We start from the raw sequence: 20,030 nt of genomic DNA on the forward strand, positions 1-20,030 counted from the left end.
TCAGGTTTTTTTGCTATGACAAACATCAACAAAATCGTTTCTTTCTGTGCTCTGTCGAGTAGGCTAGGCTTGTAAACTGTTGCGTTTACAAACGGATTGTCGGCTCCCAAGGGAGTATAGAAACGCATCCCCTCATCTATTTATTGAGCAGTACCAAGACGTTGCCTGGTCATTCGGGAGTAATTGAGTCACTCTCAGGCTACAGGCTGGCGTATTTTGGGCGCTTAAATAAGCATAGGAATAATCTGACTGAAAAACTGCTCATGAAGTGAGAATTAACAATTCATTCGCGATAAAAATGTGATGTCAATCATACTTATTAAGCATACAAATAACCTGGTCAGGAAACAAGCATATTCCATCATGAGAAGGTGTTTTTTTTATGTTAAATCGATGTAATATAAAGTGGTGTTTCAAGGATAGAAGAACAGTATAAATGGATAATAGCGCTGAAATGTTTCTAATAAGATAGCCAAGCATTATCTAAATCTATGGTATTGAACACCAATTTGATGCTAAATCTAATGGATTAAAAAGCTATATCGCTGTGATTATTCGTCAATCTTTCTAATTTGTTATAAACAGATCATTTTGTTGATATAAACGTTGAGTCGTCCGTGGGAGTTTGTGACAATGGGCGAACATGAGTATTACTATTTATAATCAATTCATTCATCAGGAGAAACCAATGTCTTCCCGTCGACAGCTTGCTAATGCTATTCGGGCGTTGAGTATGGACGCCGTGCAAAAAGCTAAATCTGGTCATCCAGGCGCACCTATGGGTATGGCTGATATTGCCGAAGTTCTCTGGCGTGATTATCTAAAACATAATCCACGCAACCCTAAATGGGCCGATCGTGACCGGTTTGTTTTATCCAATGGTCATGCATCAATGCTGCTGTACTCATTGCTGCACTTAACTGGTTATGACTTGCCTATTGAAGAGTTGAAAAACTTCCGCCAGTTGCATTCTAAAACTCCAGGTCACCCAGAATATGGTTACACCGCTGGCGTTGAAACAACCACCGGTCCGTTAGGGCAGGGCATCAGTAATGCTGTCGGTATGGCAATTGCTGAAAAAACCTTAGCTGCTCACTTTAACCGTGAAGGATTTGATATCGTTGACCATTATACATATTGCTTCTTAGGCGATGGTTGTATGATGGAAGGGATCTCTCACGAGAGCTGCTCTTTGGCCGGGACTTTAGGTCTGGGTAAACTGATTGCATTTTATGATGATAACGGCATCTCAATTGATGGGGATGTTGAAGGTTGGTTTACCGACGATACCGCTAAACGCTTTGAAGCATATGGCTGGCACGTTATCTCTGGTGTTGATGGCCACGATAGCGAAGCAATCAGTAATGCCATTGCTCAGGCTCGCGCAGAACAAAGCAAACCAACATTGCTTTGCCTTAAAACAGTGATTGGTTTTGGTTCGCCAAACAAAGCTGGTTCTCATGACAGCCACGGTGCTGCATTAGGCGATGATGAAGTTGCTTTAACCCGCAAACAGCTGGGTTGGGAATATCCTCCTTTTGAAATTCCAGAAGATATTTATTCACAATGGGATGCCAAAGATAAAGGCACACAGTTTGAACAGCAATGGGACAAACTGTTTAGTGAATATCAAGCTAAATATCCCGAATTAGCGAGCGAATTTACTCGTCGTATGCAAGGCAAACTTCCAGAAGATTGGACTGCATTTGCTGATGAGAAAATTGCAGAGCTACAGAAAACTCAAGAAAAAGTTGCTACTCGTAAGTCTTCCCAGATTGTCTTAAATACCTTTGGGCCAAAACTTCCTGAACTGTTAGGTGGTTCTGCTGATTTAGCACCATCGAACTTAACTATTTGGAATGACTCCAAAGCGATTACCCATGACGATGCATGTGGCAACTATTTGCATTATGGGGTTCGTGAGTTTGGTATGTCAGCCATCATGAACGGTATTGCCGTACATGGTGGATTAGTACCATACGGCGCGACCTTCTTAATGTTTATGGAATATGCTCGTAATGCTGTTCGTATGGCGTCATTGATGAAAGCGAAAACAATTTTCGTTTATACCCATGATTCTATTGGTTTGGGTGAAGATGGCCCAACTCACCAAGCGGTTGAGCAGACCTCTATTTTACGTCTGACTCCAAACATGCAGACTTGGCGTCCTTGCGATACAGTTGAATCAGCGATTGCTTGGCGTAGTGCGGTTGAACGCCAAGATGGTCCAAGTGCGTTGATCTTCTCGCGTCAGGGGCTTGCGCCACAAAGTCGTGATGCACAGCAACTTAAAGATGTCGCTCGTGGTGGTTATATCCTTAAAGATTGCGATGGAACTCCTGAGCTGATTCTGATTGCAACTGGTTCTGAAATTGAACTGGCAGTTGCAGCCGCACAAGAGCTTGCAGCTAAAGGTAAAGCGGTTCGCGTTGTTTCAATGCCTTGTACTGAACTGTTTGATGCTCAAGACGAAGCTTATCGCGAAGCTGTCTTACCAAGTGACGTTCGTAAACGCGTTGCAATTGAAGCCGGTATTGCTGATTTCTGGGCAAAATACACAGGCTTTGATGGTGCTATCGTTGGGATGCATACTTTCGGTGAGTCAGCTCCAGCTGGTGAACTGTTTAAAGAATTTGGCTTTACAGTTGAAAATGTCGTAGCGAAAGCTTTGGCTCTGTAGAGTTATTTATCAAAGATAAAGCCCGCTTATCTAAGCGGGTTTTTTTATATCTGAAAAATACTGATGGTTTGTAAAAATAGCCACAAAAGGGCCTCAGCTACGACTATAAATGTGGTAGTATTACTACAAATGATCGGATTGAAAGAAATGAGTGCAATATAGAGTTTTTGGTTATCAAAGCTATTGAGCGTGATAACTAGACGATCTATTATCGCATTCATCGTCAGTAAACACCGATAAACGAGTTTAAATCACTTTAATTGTCGATCTTTTGCCAGAAGATTTAATGACAAAGTTGATAAAATAATCTGCATCTGAATGTAAAAAATTTACAGTTTCTGATGTAAATCAAGTCATGTTGGCATGCATTCAAGGTAGATTATAGGTAGCATTGATTTCACAATATAATGGCCAAAGCCAATGACTCCAATACTGTTCCATGGTATGAGTATGGCGGTAGCCTTGATGGCATCGAATCGAATTAGTCGGCAAGGTCCGGCTAATAAAGTTTACCTTTTAATATATGAAGAGGACTGATAATGGCAATTATCAAAATGGCTGATCTTGATCTCAGCGGTAAACGAGTCTTAATTCGCGAAGATCTAAACGTTCCAGTAAAAAACGGTAAAGTAACTTCTGATGCACGTATTCTTGCATCTATCCCTACCATCAAATTAGCTCTGGAAAAAGGCGCTAAATTGATGATTACTTCTCACTTAGGCCGTCCTACTGAAGGTGAATACAATCCTGAATTCTCTTTGCAGCCAGTCGTTGATTATCTTAATGATGCTTTGGATGTTCCTGTTCGTTTAGCCAAAGACTATTTAGATGGCATCGAATTAAAAGGCGGTGAAGTTGTTGTTTTGGAAAACGTTCGCTTTAACAAAGGTGAAAAGAAAAACGACGAAGCATTAGCTAAAAAAATGGCAGCTTTGTGTGATGTTTACGTCATGGATGCATTTGGTACTGCGCACCGTGCTCAGGCATCAACTCACGGTGTTGGTCTGTTTGCTGAAACTGCTTGTGCGGGTCCTTTGTTAGCAGGTGAACTTGAAGCGCTTGGTAAAGCAATGGATCATCCAGCACGCCCAATGGTTGCGATTGTTGGTGGTTCAAAAGTTTCAACTAAACTGACTGTACTGAAATCACTGTCTCAGGTTGCTGACCAACTCGTTGTTGGTGGTGGTATTGCCAACACCTTTATTGCTGCTAATGGCGGTAATGTTGGTAAATCTCTGTATGAAGCAGACTTAGTCGATACAGCGAAAGAACTGATGAAAGAATGTTCTATTCCAGTTGCAACCGATGTTGTTGTTGGTAAAGAATTTGATGAAAAAACTCCAGCAACTACTAAATCAGTTGCTGAAGTTGCTGATGATGACATGATCTTTGACTTGGGTCCTGATTCATCTGCTCAGCTGGCTGACATTCTTAAAAATGCTAAAACTATTCTGTGGAATGGCCCTGTTGGCGTATTTGAATTTGACCAGTTTGCTGAAGGCACCAAAGTCATCGCCGATGCGATTGCTCAAAGCGATGCATTCTCTATCGCTGGTGGTGGTGACACGCTGGCAGCTATCGATAAATTCGGTATCAAAGATAAAGTATCTTATATTTCAACTGGCGGCGGTGCATTCCTTGAATTTGTTGAAGGTAAAACATTACCTGCTGTTGCAATGTTAGAAGAACGCGCTAAAAAATAATATCTAGAAGGAACAGCGCTTTAGCTGTTCCTCTGGTTAATTATCTAACAGCTGGTCACAGTTGTTAGATAATTTGTTAGAATTGTTATCTATATTTTAAAAGAGACAAGATGGGAACCCTTACTATGTCTAAAATTTTTGATGCGGTCAAACCAGGTGTTTTAACTGGTGATGACGTCCAGAAAGTATTCAAGATTGCGAAAGAAAACAACTTCGCTCTGCCTGCTGTTAACTGCGTTAACACCGATACAATCAATGCAGTATTAGAAGCTGCTGCGAAAGTTAAATCGCCTGTAATCATCCAGTTCTCTAACGGTGGTGCGGCATTTTTAGCAGGTAAAGGCATTAAACTAGAAGGTCAGCAGCCACAAATTTTGGGTGCTATTTCTGGTGCTAAACATGTTCACAATTTGGCTGAACATTATGGGGTTCCAGTTATCCTGCATACTGACCATGCAGCTAAAAAATTACTTCCTTGGATCGATGGTCTGTTAGATGCGGGTGAAAAACATTTCGCTGAAACTGGCAAACCACTGTTCAGCTCACATATGCTGGATCTTTCTGAAGAGTCTCTTCAAGATAACATCGAAATCAGTTCTAAATATTTAGCTCGTATGGCTAAAATGGACATGACTCTGGAAATTGAATTGGGTTGTACAGGTGGTGAAGAAGATGGCGTAGATAACAGCCATATGGATGCATCATCTTTGTATACTCAGCCAGAAGATGTTGCTTATGCATATGAAAAACTGCATGCCATCAGCCCTCGTTTCACTATCGCAGCTTCATTTGGTAACGTTCATGGTGTCTACAAACCAGGTAACGTTGTCTTAAAACCAACGATTCTGCGTGATTCTCAGAAATATGTTTCTGAAAAATTTAACTTGCCAGAAAAATCATTGGATTTTGTTTTCCATGGTGGTTCAGGTTCTTCATTAGAAGAAATCCGCGAAGCTATCAGCTACGGTGTTATTAAAATGAACATCGATACTGATACTCAGTGGGCAAACTGGCATGGCGTACTAGAATATTACAAAGCTAACGAAGGTTATCTGCAAAGCCAGATTGGTAACCCGAAAGGCGATGACCAACCAAACAAAAAATTCTATGATCCACGCGTTTGGTTACGCAAAGGTGAAGAATCAATGGTTAAACGTCTAGAAGAAGCATTTAATGCGCTTAATGCAATCGACGTACTGTAGTCATTCGCTAATTCTTTAGCATGTAAAAACCGGTCATTTGACCGGTTTTTTTGTTTTTACTGTTGGTTAAGTTGCAACTTATTCATGACTCGTTAAGCTCAATTATACCGTCTTTGTTTAAGAGGTTTGTATGGCTATCCCCAAAGCATGGCTTTTCACAGTAATTGCTGCATTAGTGCTAAGTGGTCAAGTCTTTGCGACAACATTAACGCTCACAGGTCGCGCTTCGCTCAAAGTGATGCCTGATATGGCCACAATTATGTTTAGCGTTTCTAAAACAGCAAAGAGCGCCTCGATTGCTAAACAGCAAGCCGACCAGAGCGTGAGTGCTCTTGAGCAAAAATTTTCGACTAAACCTTGGCTTCATTTTAGTAGTGCTCAGATACAAGTCACACCTGTTTACTCACTCGATTCTGAAAAAAAGCGGCAATTAGATGGTTACCAAGCAAGGCGTCCAGTCCAAGTAAAAATTACCAACCTTACTAAATTAAGTGATGTTCTTTCTTGGGGACTAACAGATGCTGATAGTGTGACGCAAATTCGCTACGATAGTTCTAAACGCGCAAAATTGACTGAAGACGTCCGTCTTGATGCACTTAAAAATGCACAACTCATTGCCCAGCAATTTGCTAAAGCACTTGGTAAAAAAGTGGTATCGGTTGATGCAATTGATTATGACAACCGCTCTCCGAGCTTGCCGATTCATCTGCTTAAACAAGCAAAGCTAAGCTCTAACAGTTATCAGAGCCAAAGTCTGAGTATTGATGACTCAGTGCTGGTTCATTTTACTCTCGACTAATAAAAAAGCCTGCATAAGCAGGCTTTCAAATTGCCATGTAAAAGCGTTGAATTAGTACAATACGCGAGCGCGAATTGTGCCATCGATTGCTTTGAGTTTTTCTAGTGCTTCATGGCTATGAGTGGTCTGAACATCAATAACGACATAACCAATTCCACCCACTGTCTGCAGATATTGAGCGGCGATGTTGAACTCATCATCGGCAAAAATCTGGTTAATTTTAGTAATGACACCAGGTTGGTTATGGTGGATATGCAACAGACGACTTGCACCATCAGTATTTGCTGGCAGAGAAACTTCAGGGAAGTTCACCGCAGACAATGTTGAGCCATTATCTGAGTATTTAACCAGTTTTGAGGCAACTTCAGTACCGATATTTTCCTGAGCTTCTTGAGTGCTACCACCGATGTGTGGCGTGAGTAACACGTTATCAAATTCACGAAGTGGTGATACAAACTCTTCAGTATTTGATTTTGGCTCGCTTGGATAAACATCGATAGCTGCTCCTGCAACTTTGTCGGTTGCCAAAGCTTTTGCCAGAGCGTCAAGATCAACGACACTGCCGCGTGATGCGTTAATCAGCATCGCGCCATCTTTCATCTGCGAAATTTGTTCTGCGCCAAACATCATTTTCGTCTGAGGTGTTTCTGGCACGTGTAAGCTGACAACATCTGCTCGGCTTAACAGCTCTTGCATGGTATTTACTTGGCGAGCGTTGCCCAAAGATAATTGAGGCTCAATATCGTAGTAAATAACTTCCATACCAACGGTTTCAGCTAAAATCCCCAACTGGGTTCCGATATGGCCATAACCGATGATCCCCAGTGTTTTCCCGCGAGCTTCAAATGCATTATTAGCTGATTTTTGCCATTCGCCTCGATGAGCTTTGGCATTACGTGCTGGAATGCCACGTAACAGTAAAATGGTTTCAGCGATGACCAGCTCGGCAACACTACGGGTATTTGAGAACGGTGCATTAAATACCGGGATCCCTAAATCTCTGGCTGCATTTAAATCGACCTGGTTGGTACCAATACAAAAACAACCGATTGCGACTAATTTTTCCGCATGACTTAAGACTTCTTTGGTCAGATTTGTCCGCGATCGGATCCCGATAAAGTGAACATCTTTAATTTTTTCAATGAGATCTTCTTTGCTCAAGGAAGTTTTTAATTGTTCAATATTGGTATAACCCGCACTATGAAAACTTTCAATGGAGCTTGGGTGTAATCCTTCGAGCAGGAGAATTTTTATTTTATCTTTATCGAGTGAAAATTTTGACATGGTTTCGATCTACTCCGAGTGTGCTGCATAACAGAGTTATAAACTAGCAGAAAAGTGATCCCGGGGAAATGTATCATTTTCCCGGAATTGGGGGTGTTTAGTGATTTATCTGGTGTGCAGCGTAAATACAATTTGAATAATTTATGCTCAAATTTATTGCTAGATGTTTACACCAAATTAAGCTGCATTATCCGAATAAAAAAAGCTATTGATATGTCTGCGCTCTCTTTTAACGTTCAATAATACCGTTTTCGGTACCGATGATGACTTGGTCAGCGCCTCGCAGTGCAAAAATACCATTGGTGACAACACCTGGAATATTATTGATGGCTTTTTCCATGGCAATTGGGTCAAGGATTTCAAAATTGTGCACATCTAAAATGATATTGCCGTTATCTGTGACAACCCCTTGGCGATATTCTGGCATTCCACCGAGCTTAACCAACTGGCGAGCTACATAGCTGCGAGCCATTGGAATGACCTCAACTGGCAGCGGAAATTTACCCAGAACATCAACCTGTTTGCTCTGATCGACAATGCAGATAAACGTTTTTGCCACAGCTGAGACAATCTTTTCGCGTGTTAGAGCCGCGCCACCGCCTTTAATCATCGCGTTGTGTGGGGTGATTTCATCAGCACCATCTATATAGATATCAAGCTGATCGACGCTGTTGAGATCTAATACTTCAATCCCGAGCTTGCGCAGGCGTTCAGCAGATTGAACCGAACTTGAAACAGCACCATCAATTTGACTTGCAATTGGTTTGAGTGCATCGATAAAACAGTTCACCGTAGAACCTGTGCCAACACCAATAATAGTTCCTGGTTTGACATATTTGACGGCCGCCTGGCCAACCGCTTGTTTTAATTCATCCTGGGTCATAAAGACTATCTCAATCTGATATTTATTAACCGATTATACCCTTTTGCGTGGCCATTCCCAGAGTCGAGATGGCGTGACAATACAATCGAGCGGTTGATCCCAGGTTTGAATGGGTAAGCTTGGATACAGTTGGCTATCGTGGGCGATTCCGATACGCGTCACCTTATCTGATAGCGTGCTTAACGTTCTGTCGTAAAAGCCGCCGCCCATCCCTAGACGATTTCCCTGTTTATCAAAAGCAACCAAAGGCATGATTAAGACATCTAGTTGCTGAGGAGGAAGAACCTGTAAACAGCTAAGTTTTGGCTCAAGGATACGAAAGCGGTTGGAGATAAGCTTAGTGTCACGCTGATAGTGCTGAAAGAGCAGATGGCCTGAACAAAAAGGATGCAAGATAGGTAGATAAAGCTGCTTTGCTTTCTGCCAGAGCGCATCGATGAGCGGCTTAGTGCAAAGCTCGCCATCGAAACTTAAATAAAGCGCAATGTGTTGAGCGCTAGTAACTTGCGGATGCGCTAATAATCGCTGACAAACACTCTGCGCGGCTTTTTGCTGCTGCTCAATACTTAATGATTGACGCCGTGAGCGAATGTCACGGCGGATCTGTTGTCTGAGCTGTTCATTACTTTGGGTCTCATCTATGGCCATATTCAAACATATTCAAACACGATTAATTCATTTAAAAATTGTACAACAATGTGACGGCCGTGACTGTATCTAAATGTTCTGGGACATCATCGTCATCATCTGATGAAGGGTTCGTTTGATGAGTTAATGTCACACTGGTTTTCAGCGCCAGTGGCCCCCAAATGCTGCTGGTTAGAGAGGTTTCACTGCGGCTCATCGTATTGTATTGACCTATGTCACTTGAGAGCGTTTGATGAAATGATGCATTCGAGGTGATATTCCAAGTGTAATCCATTCCGACATGGAAAATACCTTCATCGCGATAATCTGATGATTCATTATGACGCCAACCAGGACCTACTTCGAGATCCATGGTTTGAGTATCGCTATGAAATGCTCGGTACCCATAACCTAATGAGGTTGTAATTGTATTATCGAGCCCATTAAAGCGGTCATTTTCATAGGTGACAAGGCCATAAGTGTAGCGGTTTTTGCTCCAATCTCGATTAACTTTGTAACTGGCGTAGTAGCGTTCGGCACTCACTTCACCAGTATCTTTGGCATAGTTTGCTTCAAAATCGGTGTTGTGCCGCCACTTACCATAGAAAAAGTCCATGACCAAACGACCATGACCGCTAGATGTATGACTGTTGCCTGTTGTGAGGTTAACCCCTGCTTCGGCTTCGCCAGCATAGCCTTTTTTTTGCAAATCAGAATCGTTAATTTCAAATGCACCAACTTGGGTTGAACACAATAGCGCCAGCAGCGCGCCAACTGTTATCTTTTTCAGAATCAACCTCCAGCATCGATAATTCATATTTTATTCACCAGAGCGTAATAGAGCATTAATGACCGCACTGGGTAAACAAGCGACTTGTTAATCAATAGTTACTATAACGGAAAGCATAGCAATGCTCATCAGTTATCATCAACAAGACGGGTGAGATTTATCTGATGCTTTTGGCTATTCTTGTGAGAAATATCTGTGCGTGTGAGAGAAGAGAACCCAGGGTGGCGCTGTCAAGTTTTTCCCTTGAACCGAAAAGTTCAAGGCGGGCTATAAATTTAGTTACCGTAGGCTTCTCAGTTCGCGCTGAGCATGCTCAATAGTAATAAAATATACCCCTTATACTGTAGTATCGGCAGAGGAGCAACTGACTGACGCTCACCCCAGGTATTAAAGAGTTTAACGATTTATCGAACTATTTTCCAATAATGCCTGTTCTATGGTGTTCTGCAGAGAACGAATTCTCTCATCCATATTTTCAGCATACTCGATATTTTTTTGTTTTTCTGACAGAAGTTCAGAACTGAGATTTAGCGCAACCATCATCGCTAACTGCTCATTGTTGCTGGGCATTTTGGCGTGTGCTTCAGCTAGTCGAGCGGCTAGCTCAGCGGCTGCTTCATGCAGTGCTTGTTCTTGTCCTTCAGGACAAGCAACGCGATATGTTTTTCCTAAAAGGACGATATCTACTGCTTTACTCATCGTGATGGCCTGCCTATCTATGTTGCCGAGACTATATAGTGCGATTGTCTAGCTTGCAAGCTGTGATGCTTTTTTCAGTCTTTATTTGCCTGCTATATAAGCAATATCTTACACTTTTATTCGCTTCAACATAGTGAAAAATCGCTAGCAGTGATAGGATCACAGCTCAATTAAGGTATATAGGCTAATATCGTGAAAGAGATGACTTACCCGGATTATGCCGAGTTTGGCGAACTTTTGGCTAAACATGTCATGGCAACCCCTGCTGAAGTACATGGTTTACTCTCTGGATTGCTCGCCGGTGGCTTACCCGTTGATGATCAAAGCTGGCACGTCCATCTCAATGACCTATTTAACGATGGTTATGCACTTCCAGCAGCTTTACAACGCAAAATAGAGAAATTGGTAGCCACCAGTGAACAGCTTTATCGAGATAACCAGTTCGCTTTTTATCCTTGGGTGCCATCAGACAATGATCCTCTTGATGAGCGCAGTGAAGCACTTGCTCAATGGGTGCAGAACTTTTTAGTCGGATTCGCTCTGGTGTGTCAGGAATTAAGTAAAGCACCGGATGATATCCAAGAACTCATCAATGACTTTAATCAGATTGCGCAGCTTTCTTTAGAGTTTGATAGCGAAGATGAAGTCAACGAACAGGCATTTTTTGAAGTACTCGAATATGTACGAGTTGGAGCCATGGCTTGTTTTAATCATTATGCGCTGCGCCCGTCTAACCCTGCGAGCAAAACTCTACATTAAATACGTTTGTGACCATGCAATCTGAACATTTTGATATTTTAATTTGCGGTGCTGGCATGGCTGGCGCTTCATTGGCTTTATTGTTAAGTGAATTTAGCGAAAAGCCTGTTAAAATCGCCTTAGTCGAAGCCAATTCTCTTGATTATGGCCATCATCCTGGATTTGATGCCAGAGCCATTGCGCTTTCTGCTGGAAGTATTGATATCTATAAACAGGCGGGCATTTGGCCTGAGCTTGCAAGTTACGCGCAGCCTATCGAGAAAATTCATGTTTGCGATCGGGGCCACTTAGGTCAGGTATCGATTGAGCGAGATGAATACGGTATCGAACAGCTTGGCGCCGTAATTGAGTTAGCCCATGCCGGACGAGTGCTGCATCAGCGTTTGCAACAGCGTGACAATATCACGTTATTTTGTCCGGCAAAGGTTGGGCTAATCAGCTCGTCTCAAACGCACCAACGAGTCATTTTAACTGATGGTCGCGCTCTTGAGGCTAAGCTAGTGGTCGGTGCTGATGGCGGCGCTTCGGATGTCGCCGCGCAGATGAAGCTTGATGCTAAGACTCTCGACTTTGGCCAGAGCGCGATTATTGCTAATGTGCAATGCAACCTGCCACATCAAGCCAGAGCATTTGAGCGTTTCACTGAATTTGGCCCAGTGGCGCTGCTGCCAATGCTCGATAACCGTTGGTCACTGGTTTGGTGCGTCAGTCACAGCCAAGCTAGTCAATTGAGTCAGTGCGATGATGCGCAGTTTTTAGCACGCTTACAAACTATGTTTGGTTATCGGGTCGGGCGGTTCGAAATTGTTGGTAAGCGTGACGTTTATCCACTGATTTTAACGACTCGCAGTGCGTTATTTAGCCATCGCAGCGTTATTATTGGAAATGCTGCACACAGTTTACATCCGATTGCAGGTCAGGGCTTTAATTTAGGCATTCGTGATGCCGCAATGCTTGCACAGTTACTAAAAGATGCTGAAGACCCGGGTGCATTTACACTGTTAAACCGCTATCGACAGTTGCGCAAAGAAGATATTACAACCACTGTTGGGTTAACGAGCGCTCTGGCAATTGGCTTCTCTAGTAAAGATAAATTGTCTGTTGTCGCTCGTAATATAGCGTTAGTGGCTTTGGCTAAATGCCCAGAGCTCAAAGCGCCATTGGTTCGCCAGACATTGGGTATGCTTGAGATTAAAAATAGCGAGTGTGATTTCGCTCAGACCGTTTAAAGGAAAATGAATGCAAACGTTTGATGTTGTGATTTTAGGCGCAGGCATGGTGGGGCTGGCATTAGCCCGTGGCCTTGCAAAAAGTGCATTAAATATTGCAATTGTGGAGCCTCAGTTACCCAAGCCTTTAGCAACTTCGAGAGATTTTGCCCTTCGGGTGAGCGCTATTAGTCCGGCGAGTGAAAAATTCCTCAATCAACTTGATGCTTGGTCACTAATTGAAAAGCAGCGTTTGCAAAGCTACCAACGGATGCAAGTTTGGGAAAAAGACAGTTTCGCTAAAATCGATTTTGATTGTCAGCAAGCAATTTTACCCGCATTAGGCCATATCATTGAAAACGAAGTGATTCGTGACTCCCTTTGGCAGTTGGTCCGTCAACAGGCCAATGTGACAGTCATCAATGAAAAATGTACTCAGTTTGAGCAAGGCGCACGAGAGGCGTGGTTACAGTTTGAGCAAGCTGGAATGTTAACTGCGCAGTTGGTGATTGGCGCAGAAGGCGCTCACTCTTGGTTGCGCGAACAAGTGAATGTGCCATTAACATTTTGGGATTATCAGCATCATGCGCTGGTGGCAACGATTCGTACCGAGCTTGCTCATAAAGGATGTGCCAGACAAATCTTTACGCCCCAGGGGCCACTTGCGTTTTTACCGCTGAGTGACCCACACTTGTGCTCGATTGTTTGGTCGGTGGATAAAACCCGCGCCGAGCAGTTGCAATCATTTGACGAGGCTCGTTTTAATCATGAACTGGCGGTTGCGTTTGACTCCCAATTGGGGCAATGCCAGAGGGTATCAGAGCTTGAGAGTTTCCCACTTCGTATGCGCTATGCCAGACAGTTCGCCGGAGATCGTTTTGCACTCATCGGTGATGCTGCCCACACGATTCATCCATTAGCGGGCCAAGGCGTGAATTTAGGATTGGCCGATGCTAAATCTCTGGCTTTGACGTTATGTCAACTGAGCGAGCAAGGCTGTGATCTGGGCGAGTACAAATTACTGCGTCCGTGGGAGCGGGAACGTAAAGCTCAAGCCATGGTAATGATCGCAGCTATGGAATTTTTTAAACAGCTCTTTAGTGGCGATGCTCCTGGAAAAAAATTACTGCGTGGGATAGGGATGCGCTTAACCGATCAACTGCCGATGATTAAACAGCGTTGGTTAGCCAAAGCGTTAGACTTGGGATAAGTGACGTTGTACCAACAGCGATAGATGCTGTTGGTACAAAATTTAGTATCAGCCGCGCAGTTCAGATAACTTGCCCAACCGCTGCAAGGTGAGTTGCTCTTTAATTTGAGCTCCTTTATAACCCGCTTTCACGATTTCACTGACTGGAATCTGCTGCAAGTGGTGAAGATAATTGAGCAGAATTGCTTTTTGTGGGTAATCATCCTGCTCATGCCCCGTACGACCTCGAATGTCGCTTTGACAAACATCTAACAACTGCTCAAATCGCTGCGGTTTTCGCCATACATCACACTGGTCCAGCAAGTTTAGAAGTTGCTCATCACTGAGCTCTGCTTGTTTATGACATTGGATGTGCCAGCGACATGCAAGCCTTGCTAAATCCTGAACTGGATTAGGCACTTTGAGGCGATTACAAAGAGCTTTAACCGGAATGATGCCACGTTCATCGTGGCCATGATGACTTGGCCATTCATTTTGTGGTGTTAAAGCCTTGCCAAAATCATGGCATAAAGCAGCAAATCGAACTTCAATGTCGGTGCTTATCAGCGCTGCTTGTTCAAGGACCATCAGCGAATGAATGCCCGTATCTATTTCTGGATGCCAATGCGCGGGGGCTGGAATACCAAAAAGGGCGTCAAGCTCTGGGAAGATAATAGACAGTGCGCCGCATTGGCGAAGGGTTTCAAAAAACACCTGAGGCGATTGGCTGGTCAGCGCTTTTTCCATTTCCTTATAAATCCGCTCAGCCGTTAGGCTTTCAAGCTCACCAGAGCTTGCCATCTCACTCATCAGCAGCATGGTTTCATCTGCGATGGAAAAACCTAAATGAGCAAATCGGGCTGCGAACCGAGCAACTCGCAACACTCGAAGTGGATCCTCGGCAAATGCTGGCGATACATGACGAAGCAGCCGTTTTTCAAGATCTTGGCGGCCATTATATGGGTCAATGATGTTGCCAGATGCGTCTTGAGCGATTGCATTGATGGTCAAATCACGGCGTTTAAGGTCTGTTTCCAGTGGAATTTCTGGGCCAAAGTCACAAACAAAGCCAGTGTATCCTTTGCCTTGTTTTCGCTCCGTGCGAGCAAGTGCATATTCATCACTTGTTTTGGGGTGTAAAAACACGGGAAAGGACTTTCCCACTTGTTGGTAGCCTTTTTCTAGCATTTGCTCAGCGGACGCGCCAACCACCACATAATCGCTATCATTAACAGGCAAGCCGAGTAACATGTCGCGTACGGCACCACCGACTAGATAAATTTGCACAAACATCTCCCACTTCGTGTTCACAAAGCTATTATACAGACTTTATAAAGCCTAGGGACTGTTGATCTTTAGTGGTTGAATTTTGTTCAAATTAAACGCATTTTGAACGCTGCTCATCCGCTGTCGCTTTGAGTTAAACAAACAAGGTGCAACAAAGTTCAGGATGCGTTTAAATAAACCCGAAGGGCAGCATCTGAGGCTGATTTATTCAGCGTAATAACTACACGATAAAACGTTTATCTGCCTAAACTCGCCTTGGATTGGCGCAAAAATAATCACAAAAGATCAATAGCCCATAGGGTGAGGAGTGTAAATTTGTACCAGAGCTATTTCAATATGCGGGATGTCCCGTTTTCGATAGCCCCGAACCCTGATTTTTTGTTTATCAGCCCTCGCCATCAAGAGGCGCTTGCTCATCTGAAATATGGTTTAAGTGATACCGGCGGTTTTGTTTTATTAACCGGCGAAGTTGGTACTGGTAAAACCACTTTGGCACGAACGCTCCTTCGAGAATTGGATGATAAAATAGCGGTCGCAACATTGTTAAATCCGCAGCTCAATGGTTGCGAATTACTCTCAGCCGTTTGTGATGGTTTTGGTGCCCCTTATCCTAAAAAAGCTGGGTTAAAGGCGCTAACCGATAGCCTCGTTACATTTTTGCAGTCGCTGTATGAGCGTGGTTGTAGCGCTATGTTGTTGATTGATGAGGCCCAACAGCTAAGCATGGAAGCATTGGAGCTTTTACGGCTTTTAACTAATCTTGAAACAGATACTCAAAAACTGCTGCGCATTGTGCTGGTGGGGCAACCAGAATTGCAGGTAATGCTACGCCAAAAGGCTCTTCGGCAATTATCACAACGCATTACCGCTCGCTACCAGTTACTGGCGTTTAACGCCAAGGAAACCGCTGACTACATCGCGTATCGATTAAAGGTTGCCGGTTGTGACAAGCCACTTTTTTCATCTTCTATTGTTCAAAAAGTCTATCAATATAGTGGCGGTATCCCGCGTCTGATTAACCTGTTATGTGACCGGGCGTTACTTGGAACTTATATGGCGGGTGAAAAGCAAGTTTCAGCTGCGATTTTAAAGCAAAGTGCCAATGAACTTGAATTGCTCGGTACTGATAAAAGTTCAGAGCACAGTCATAGAAAAGCTATTTTAGGAATTATTTTTATCGCGCTATTGCTCGGTTCATTTGGGCTTTCTTGGGAATTAACGCCAAGAGCTGTGAGTCATCAAGCGCAGTTAGATTTTAATCACACCCAACAGAGCCATCAGCAGCAGTGGCAAGATTTAATTACTCAGTCTTTAGAGAAAAATACGCCGATGGCTCAACTGATTAGCCTGTGGGGATATCACGTACCGTTATCTCAAGCGCGCTGCGAGCTGTTATCGGCCATAAATTTGGCGTGCTTTACGGGTAAGGCCTCGTTATCGCAGCTTATTAAATGGAATTACCCAGCGCTGTTAACGCTTAATTATCAAGGTCAAAGTGCTTATGCACTGCTGCGCTCAGTATCCGCTCATTCTCTAGAGTTATACATGGGAAAACATTCGTTGAGTGTCTCTAAAAAATGGCTTCAATCTCATTGGCAAGGTGAGTACCAACTGATTTGGCAGCCTTTTATCGATGATGCTGATGTAGTGCTAAAAGCAGGGGACTCTGGGCCAAGGGTTCTTGCTTTAGCTCGGCAATTGGCTCTTTTTTATGGCCAAAAAATTCCAAGCTCTTCTAAATACGATAAAAAACTAAAACAACAAGTGCAGCAGTTTCAGCATGAACATGGACTGAAAGCTGATGGTGTGGCAACCATTCAAACGAGATTGGTGTTAAGTCATCTGTTGCACTCAGAACAACCGAATCTGGAGGCCAGAAAATGAAATCATCAACATCCTCTCGGTTCTGGTTGGGCTATGGTGCTCTAATCATTACTGGCGTATTCATCACCGGTTATGGAGGCTTTTGGGGGAAGAGTCATTTACTTAAACCAAAAGAAGTTACGCCAATTGGGCAGAAAATTGATTTTCCTGCGTTGCATCCCATTGCAGAGGTTCAAACCAAATCGGTTGACCTTATTGCTCTAAGAGAGCAGCAGTTGGCCAAACAATCAAGCGATACTCAGGCAGTTTTATCTGCTGATCACTCAGACAACACTGATGTTAAACCGCCAGCCTCTCTAGAGGATCCTGTATTTAATCAACCGATTGCGGTGTTAAGTCGGGTTGGCGCTAAACTCCATATTCCGGCGTTTGTTTATAATGCTCATGTTTTTTCATCCGATCCGAGCTTAAGTTATATCCAATTAAATGGTCGAACGTTGCATCAGGGCGATGATTTTTTGGGGATGACAGTGATGAAAATCTTATATGGCAAAACTATCTTCAAAATAAAAAGCCAGCTGCTTGAGCAACCGGCTTTAGAAGATTACAAACCTTAATGGTTTAATACGTTGAGCTAAACGCTATGGTGAGCGGTCTCATTGATTGGTGCTGTTTCTGCTTCTGCTGTAACTGGCATTGCGCTATCGTCAGTAACACCTAAGTCACGCAATTTTTTCCCAGCCATCAAGTTTGCTTCGATGCGTTCCAGTTCAATTCCTTTGGTTTCAGGAACAAACATAATCGTGACAACGATAAAGATGATGTTTAGTGCAGCGTATAACCAGAAGGTATTCCCTGTACCAATACCATTAATTAAGCTTAGGAAGGTTGCACCTAACACCATGTTTGAGATCCAGTTCATTGTTGTTGAACAAGCAATCCCGAAGTCACGACCTTTCAGAGGTTGAATTTCAGAACATAAGATCCAAACCATTGGAGCGGCACTCATGGCATAACCGATGATGCAGATAATAGCCATGATAACTGCTAAATAACCAAATAATGGGGCTGTATGACCATGTTTAATCAGCTCAAGCAGACCGCCTAAACAGAACATGCCCGCACCCATAATGAAGAACCCAATTTTAAGAGCAGGTTTGCGTCCCCAAGTATCTGTTACACGAGAGACCAGCGTCGTTACAATCACAAATGCCAGACCAACAAATACGGTACTAATCATCTGTTCCATGTGGCTTTCAAAACCGGCCATTTTGAAAATGGTTGGCGCGTAGTACATCAGAATATTCATCCCGGTGAACTGTTGCATAAACTGCAGTGCAACACCAAGTGCGACACTACGACGGAAGTTTTTATTACCGCGGAACAGGTCAAAGCCTGCTTCTTTTACTTTTAAGCTGGCGATAATATCTTGGTATTCTTGATTCGCTTCACGGTCAGTTTGACGCAGTGACAATAAAATTTCTTTCGCTTCGGTACTGCGTCCTTTTGCGGCCAGCCAGCGAGGACTTTTTGGCATGAACCAGACTGCAAAAATTAAGATGGCAGCAGGAATAACCAGTACAGCAAACATCGCGCGCCAATTGCCGAATAAACTAAAGAAAGTATCCGACAAAAACGCTACCACAATCCCGATATTAACCATGACCTGATACATGGCAATTTTTTTACCACGTACTGCTTTATCGGACATTTCTGATAAATACAGAGGGGCCGCGTAAGATGCAATCCCGATAGAAAAGCCTTGAACGACGCGAAAGGCCAACATCATGTCGATATTTACTGACACGGAACAACCCACTGTACCAATGGCAAACAGGACACCACCCCACAACAGGCTGAGTTTACGACCCAAGCGTGATGATAACCAACTGTTTGCAATTGACCCAAGCGTTGCACCTAACATCATGGTACTGACCACCCATTCTTGCTGGTGGATAGTAATGTGCCAGTCCTGAGTGATGAATGGTAAAGCACCTGAGATAATCCCAATATCCAGACCGAACAACAAGCCGGCAAAGGCTGCTGCGATGGTCACTAAACTTTGTTTGGCTGATGACATAATTAAAAACCCCTTACGAAGGTAAGATGTGCTCGTTGCATGGCGACATCTTATGGGGCTTTAGAAATCAGTAGATTGAGCCGATTCACACTATTTGGGGGGTGGCAATCCTGTCTATTCCTGTAGCAATTTTGTACATATTGCTAATAACATTCTCAATAATATTGGATTTTTATGATGTAAATGAATGAGTTATATATTGTCAGCAGGTTAAAATAAGAGATGATGTGTTAACAGGTAGCGAATTAGTCTATTTATATAGCAATAAAAATAATAGGAGTTGGCCTTGACCAACTCCAAAAAATTTACATCCAGCGATCACTGTTGCGTTTACGTCGGCGAGGTAGATAAGGAATAATTAAACCAATAATTAATCCGCCACCTGCGACAATTCCGCCTTTAATTAACCACTGCATCTGTACGTCTTGCTGAATATTTCCTAATTTAACCGTTAGTTTTTTATTTTCACTAACAAGTTTACTCAGATGCGTATTCATGTCGGTGGTTCGTTGCTGCTCAGTTTTCAACTGCTGTTGTAGCTGGGTAATCAGTTTGCTTTTATCATCAGAGCTTTGTTCGGATGATTTTTGCAAATCACTGAGTTTTTGTTGAGTCGATTTAAGTTGATCGGTCGCTGCACTAAGTTGTGTTTGTAAACTAGGCGTATTGGTCAGCTTATCTGCTTCTATCCAACCATCTTTGTCTGAATTAGCGACTTTAACGTGGGCAAATTGGCTATCTTGGTCATATTCGATTTCATTGACCTTCTCGCCAGCATTCACTGTGCCGACAATTCGATAATTGTTTCCTGGGCCAGAATGCATGTAAATGAATAAATCATTGGTTACATAGCGCTGCGCGGCTAACGTGCTGAAGCTAAGTCCTGCAGCCAAGACTGAAAGCAGTAGTTTGTATCTCACAAGCTATCTCGTTTTCGTTGCGAATCAAAGGGAAGAAAGACACTTAGTGTAAGTCTTTCGCGAATGTCGCTCAACCACCATTGATGTGTTAGATAA

Annotated in this window: 17 protein-coding genes, 1 other RNA gene and 1 other annotated feature; of the genes, 9 read left to right on the forward strand and 9 right to left on the reverse strand. The window is 43.2% G+C overall.

Annotated features, from left to right (window positions below; genetic code table 11):
• Positions 1-688 precede the first annotated feature (688 nt).
• The 4 genes from tkt (at position 689) to ABTQ23_RS10365 (ending at position 6,384) form a co-directional block, all read left to right on the forward strand.
• Complete coding sequence (gene tkt / locus ABTQ23_RS10350) at positions 689-2,680, forward strand: transketolase (RefSeq protein WP_408615639.1); 1,992 nt, start codon at positions 689-691, stop codon at positions 2,678-2,680.
• 539 nt (positions 2,681-3,219) lie between these two features.
• Positions 3,220-4,383: a phosphoglycerate kinase gene (locus tag ABTQ23_RS10355; protein WP_408615640.1), complete on the forward strand. Its 1,164-nt coding sequence runs from the start codon at positions 3,220-3,222 to the stop codon at positions 4,381-4,383.
• 125 nt (positions 4,384-4,508) lie between these two features.
• Positions 4,509-5,585: a class II fructose-bisphosphate aldolase gene (gene fbaA / locus ABTQ23_RS10360; RefSeq protein WP_408615641.1), complete on the forward strand. Its 1,077-nt coding sequence runs from the start codon at positions 4,509-4,511 to the stop codon at positions 5,583-5,585.
• Between the two features lie 130 nt (positions 5,586-5,715).
• Positions 5,716-6,384: an SIMPL domain-containing protein gene (locus ABTQ23_RS10365; protein WP_408615642.1), complete on the forward strand. Its 669-nt coding sequence runs from the start codon at positions 5,716-5,718 to the stop codon at positions 6,382-6,384.
• Positions 6,384-6,475 (reverse strand) — a sequence feature (Trp leader region). (Overlaps the previous gene by 1 nt.)
• Here ABTQ23_RS10365 and serA read toward each other — a convergent pair.
• From serA to zapA, 6 genes are all read right to left on the reverse strand, one after another.
• Entirely contained in the window at positions 6,436-7,668 is a 1,233-nt protein-coding gene (serA, locus tag ABTQ23_RS10370; RefSeq protein ID WP_408615643.1) for a phosphoglycerate dehydrogenase, read from the reverse strand. (Overlaps the previous feature by 40 nt.)
• Before the next feature lie 229 nt (positions 7,669-7,897).
• Positions 7,898-8,551: a ribose-5-phosphate isomerase RpiA gene (gene rpiA / locus ABTQ23_RS10375; protein WP_408615644.1), complete on the reverse strand. Its 654-nt coding sequence runs from the start codon at positions 8,549-8,551 to the stop codon at positions 7,898-7,900.
• Between the two features lie 33 nt (positions 8,552-8,584).
• On the reverse strand, positions 8,585-9,199 hold the full coding sequence (locus ABTQ23_RS10380; protein WP_408615645.1) for a 5-formyltetrahydrofolate cyclo-ligase: 615 nt from the start codon (positions 9,197-9,199) through the stop codon (positions 8,585-8,587).
• A 31-nt stretch (positions 9,200-9,230) separates the two neighbouring features.
• Positions 9,231-9,995: a DUF481 domain-containing protein gene (locus ABTQ23_RS10385; RefSeq protein WP_408615646.1), complete on the reverse strand. Its 765-nt coding sequence runs from the start codon at positions 9,993-9,995 to the stop codon at positions 9,231-9,233.
• Between the two features lie 182 nt (positions 9,996-10,177).
• A non-coding RNA gene (gene ssrS, locus ABTQ23_RS10390) (6S RNA) lies at positions 10,178-10,358 on the reverse strand.
• 6 nt (positions 10,359-10,364) lie between these two features.
• Positions 10,365-10,667, reverse strand: a complete 303-nt coding sequence (zapA, locus tag ABTQ23_RS10395) for a cell division protein ZapA (protein ID WP_408615647.1) — start codon at positions 10,665-10,667, stop codon at positions 10,365-10,367.
• Positions 10,668-10,868: 201 nt separating this feature from the next.
• On the opposite strand from zapA, the gene ABTQ23_RS10400 reads away from it, so the two are divergent.
• Genes ABTQ23_RS10400 through ABTQ23_RS10410 form a run of 3 tightly spaced genes read left to right on the forward strand, consistent with a single transcriptional unit; the run spans position 10,869 to position 13,844 of the window.
• Positions 10,869-11,426, forward strand: coding sequence for a UPF0149 family protein (locus ABTQ23_RS10400; RefSeq protein ID WP_408615705.1), 558 nt, complete (start codon positions 10,869-10,871; stop codon positions 11,424-11,426).
• Positions 11,427-11,440: 14 nt separating this feature from the next.
• On the forward strand, positions 11,441-12,655 hold the full coding sequence (gene ubiH, locus ABTQ23_RS10405) for a 2-octaprenyl-6-methoxyphenyl hydroxylase (RefSeq protein ID WP_408615648.1): 1,215 nt from the start codon (positions 11,441-11,443) through the stop codon (positions 12,653-12,655).
• A 10-nt stretch (positions 12,656-12,665) separates the two neighbouring features.
• Positions 12,666-13,844, forward strand: coding sequence for an FAD-dependent oxidoreductase (locus tag ABTQ23_RS10410; protein WP_408615649.1), 1,179 nt, complete (start codon positions 12,666-12,668; stop codon positions 13,842-13,844).
• Between the two features lie 48 nt (positions 13,845-13,892).
• Here ABTQ23_RS10410 and ABTQ23_RS10415 read toward each other — a convergent pair whose 3' ends face one another.
• On the reverse strand, positions 13,893-15,110 hold the full coding sequence (locus ABTQ23_RS10415) for a multifunctional CCA addition/repair protein (RefSeq protein WP_408615650.1): 1,218 nt from the start codon (positions 15,108-15,110) through the stop codon (positions 13,893-13,895).
• Between the two features lie 315 nt (positions 15,111-15,425).
• Between ABTQ23_RS10415 and ABTQ23_RS10420 the strand changes: the two genes are divergently transcribed.
• On the forward strand, positions 15,426-16,994 hold the full coding sequence (locus tag ABTQ23_RS10420; RefSeq protein ID WP_408615651.1) for an ExeA family protein: 1,569 nt from the start codon (positions 15,426-15,428) through the stop codon (positions 16,992-16,994).
• Positions 16,991-17,551: a general secretion pathway protein GspB gene (locus ABTQ23_RS10425; protein ID WP_408615652.1), complete on the forward strand. Its 561-nt coding sequence runs from the start codon at positions 16,991-16,993 to the stop codon at positions 17,549-17,551. Before ABTQ23_RS10420 ends, ABTQ23_RS10425 begins: the two co-directional genes overlap by 4 nt.
• A gap of 17 nt (positions 17,552-17,568) precedes the next feature.
• Here the strand turns inward: ABTQ23_RS10425 and ABTQ23_RS10430 are convergent, their stop codons facing one another.
• Both ABTQ23_RS10430 and ABTQ23_RS10435 read right to left on the reverse strand, forming a co-directional pair.
• Positions 17,569-19,014, reverse strand: a complete 1,446-nt coding sequence (locus tag ABTQ23_RS10430) for a sugar porter family MFS transporter (protein ID WP_408615653.1) — start codon at positions 19,012-19,014, stop codon at positions 17,569-17,571.
• 305 nt (positions 19,015-19,319) lie between these two features.
• On the reverse strand, positions 19,320-19,934 hold the full coding sequence (locus ABTQ23_RS10435; RefSeq protein ID WP_408615654.1) for a TIGR04211 family SH3 domain-containing protein: 615 nt from the start codon (positions 19,932-19,934) through the stop codon (positions 19,320-19,322).
• Positions 19,935-20,030: the final 96 nt, after the last annotated feature.

Source organism: Celerinatantimonas sediminis, assembly GCF_046054195.1.
Taxonomy (GTDB): domain Bacteria; phylum Pseudomonadota; class Gammaproteobacteria; order Enterobacterales; family Celerinatantimonadaceae; genus Celerinatantimonas.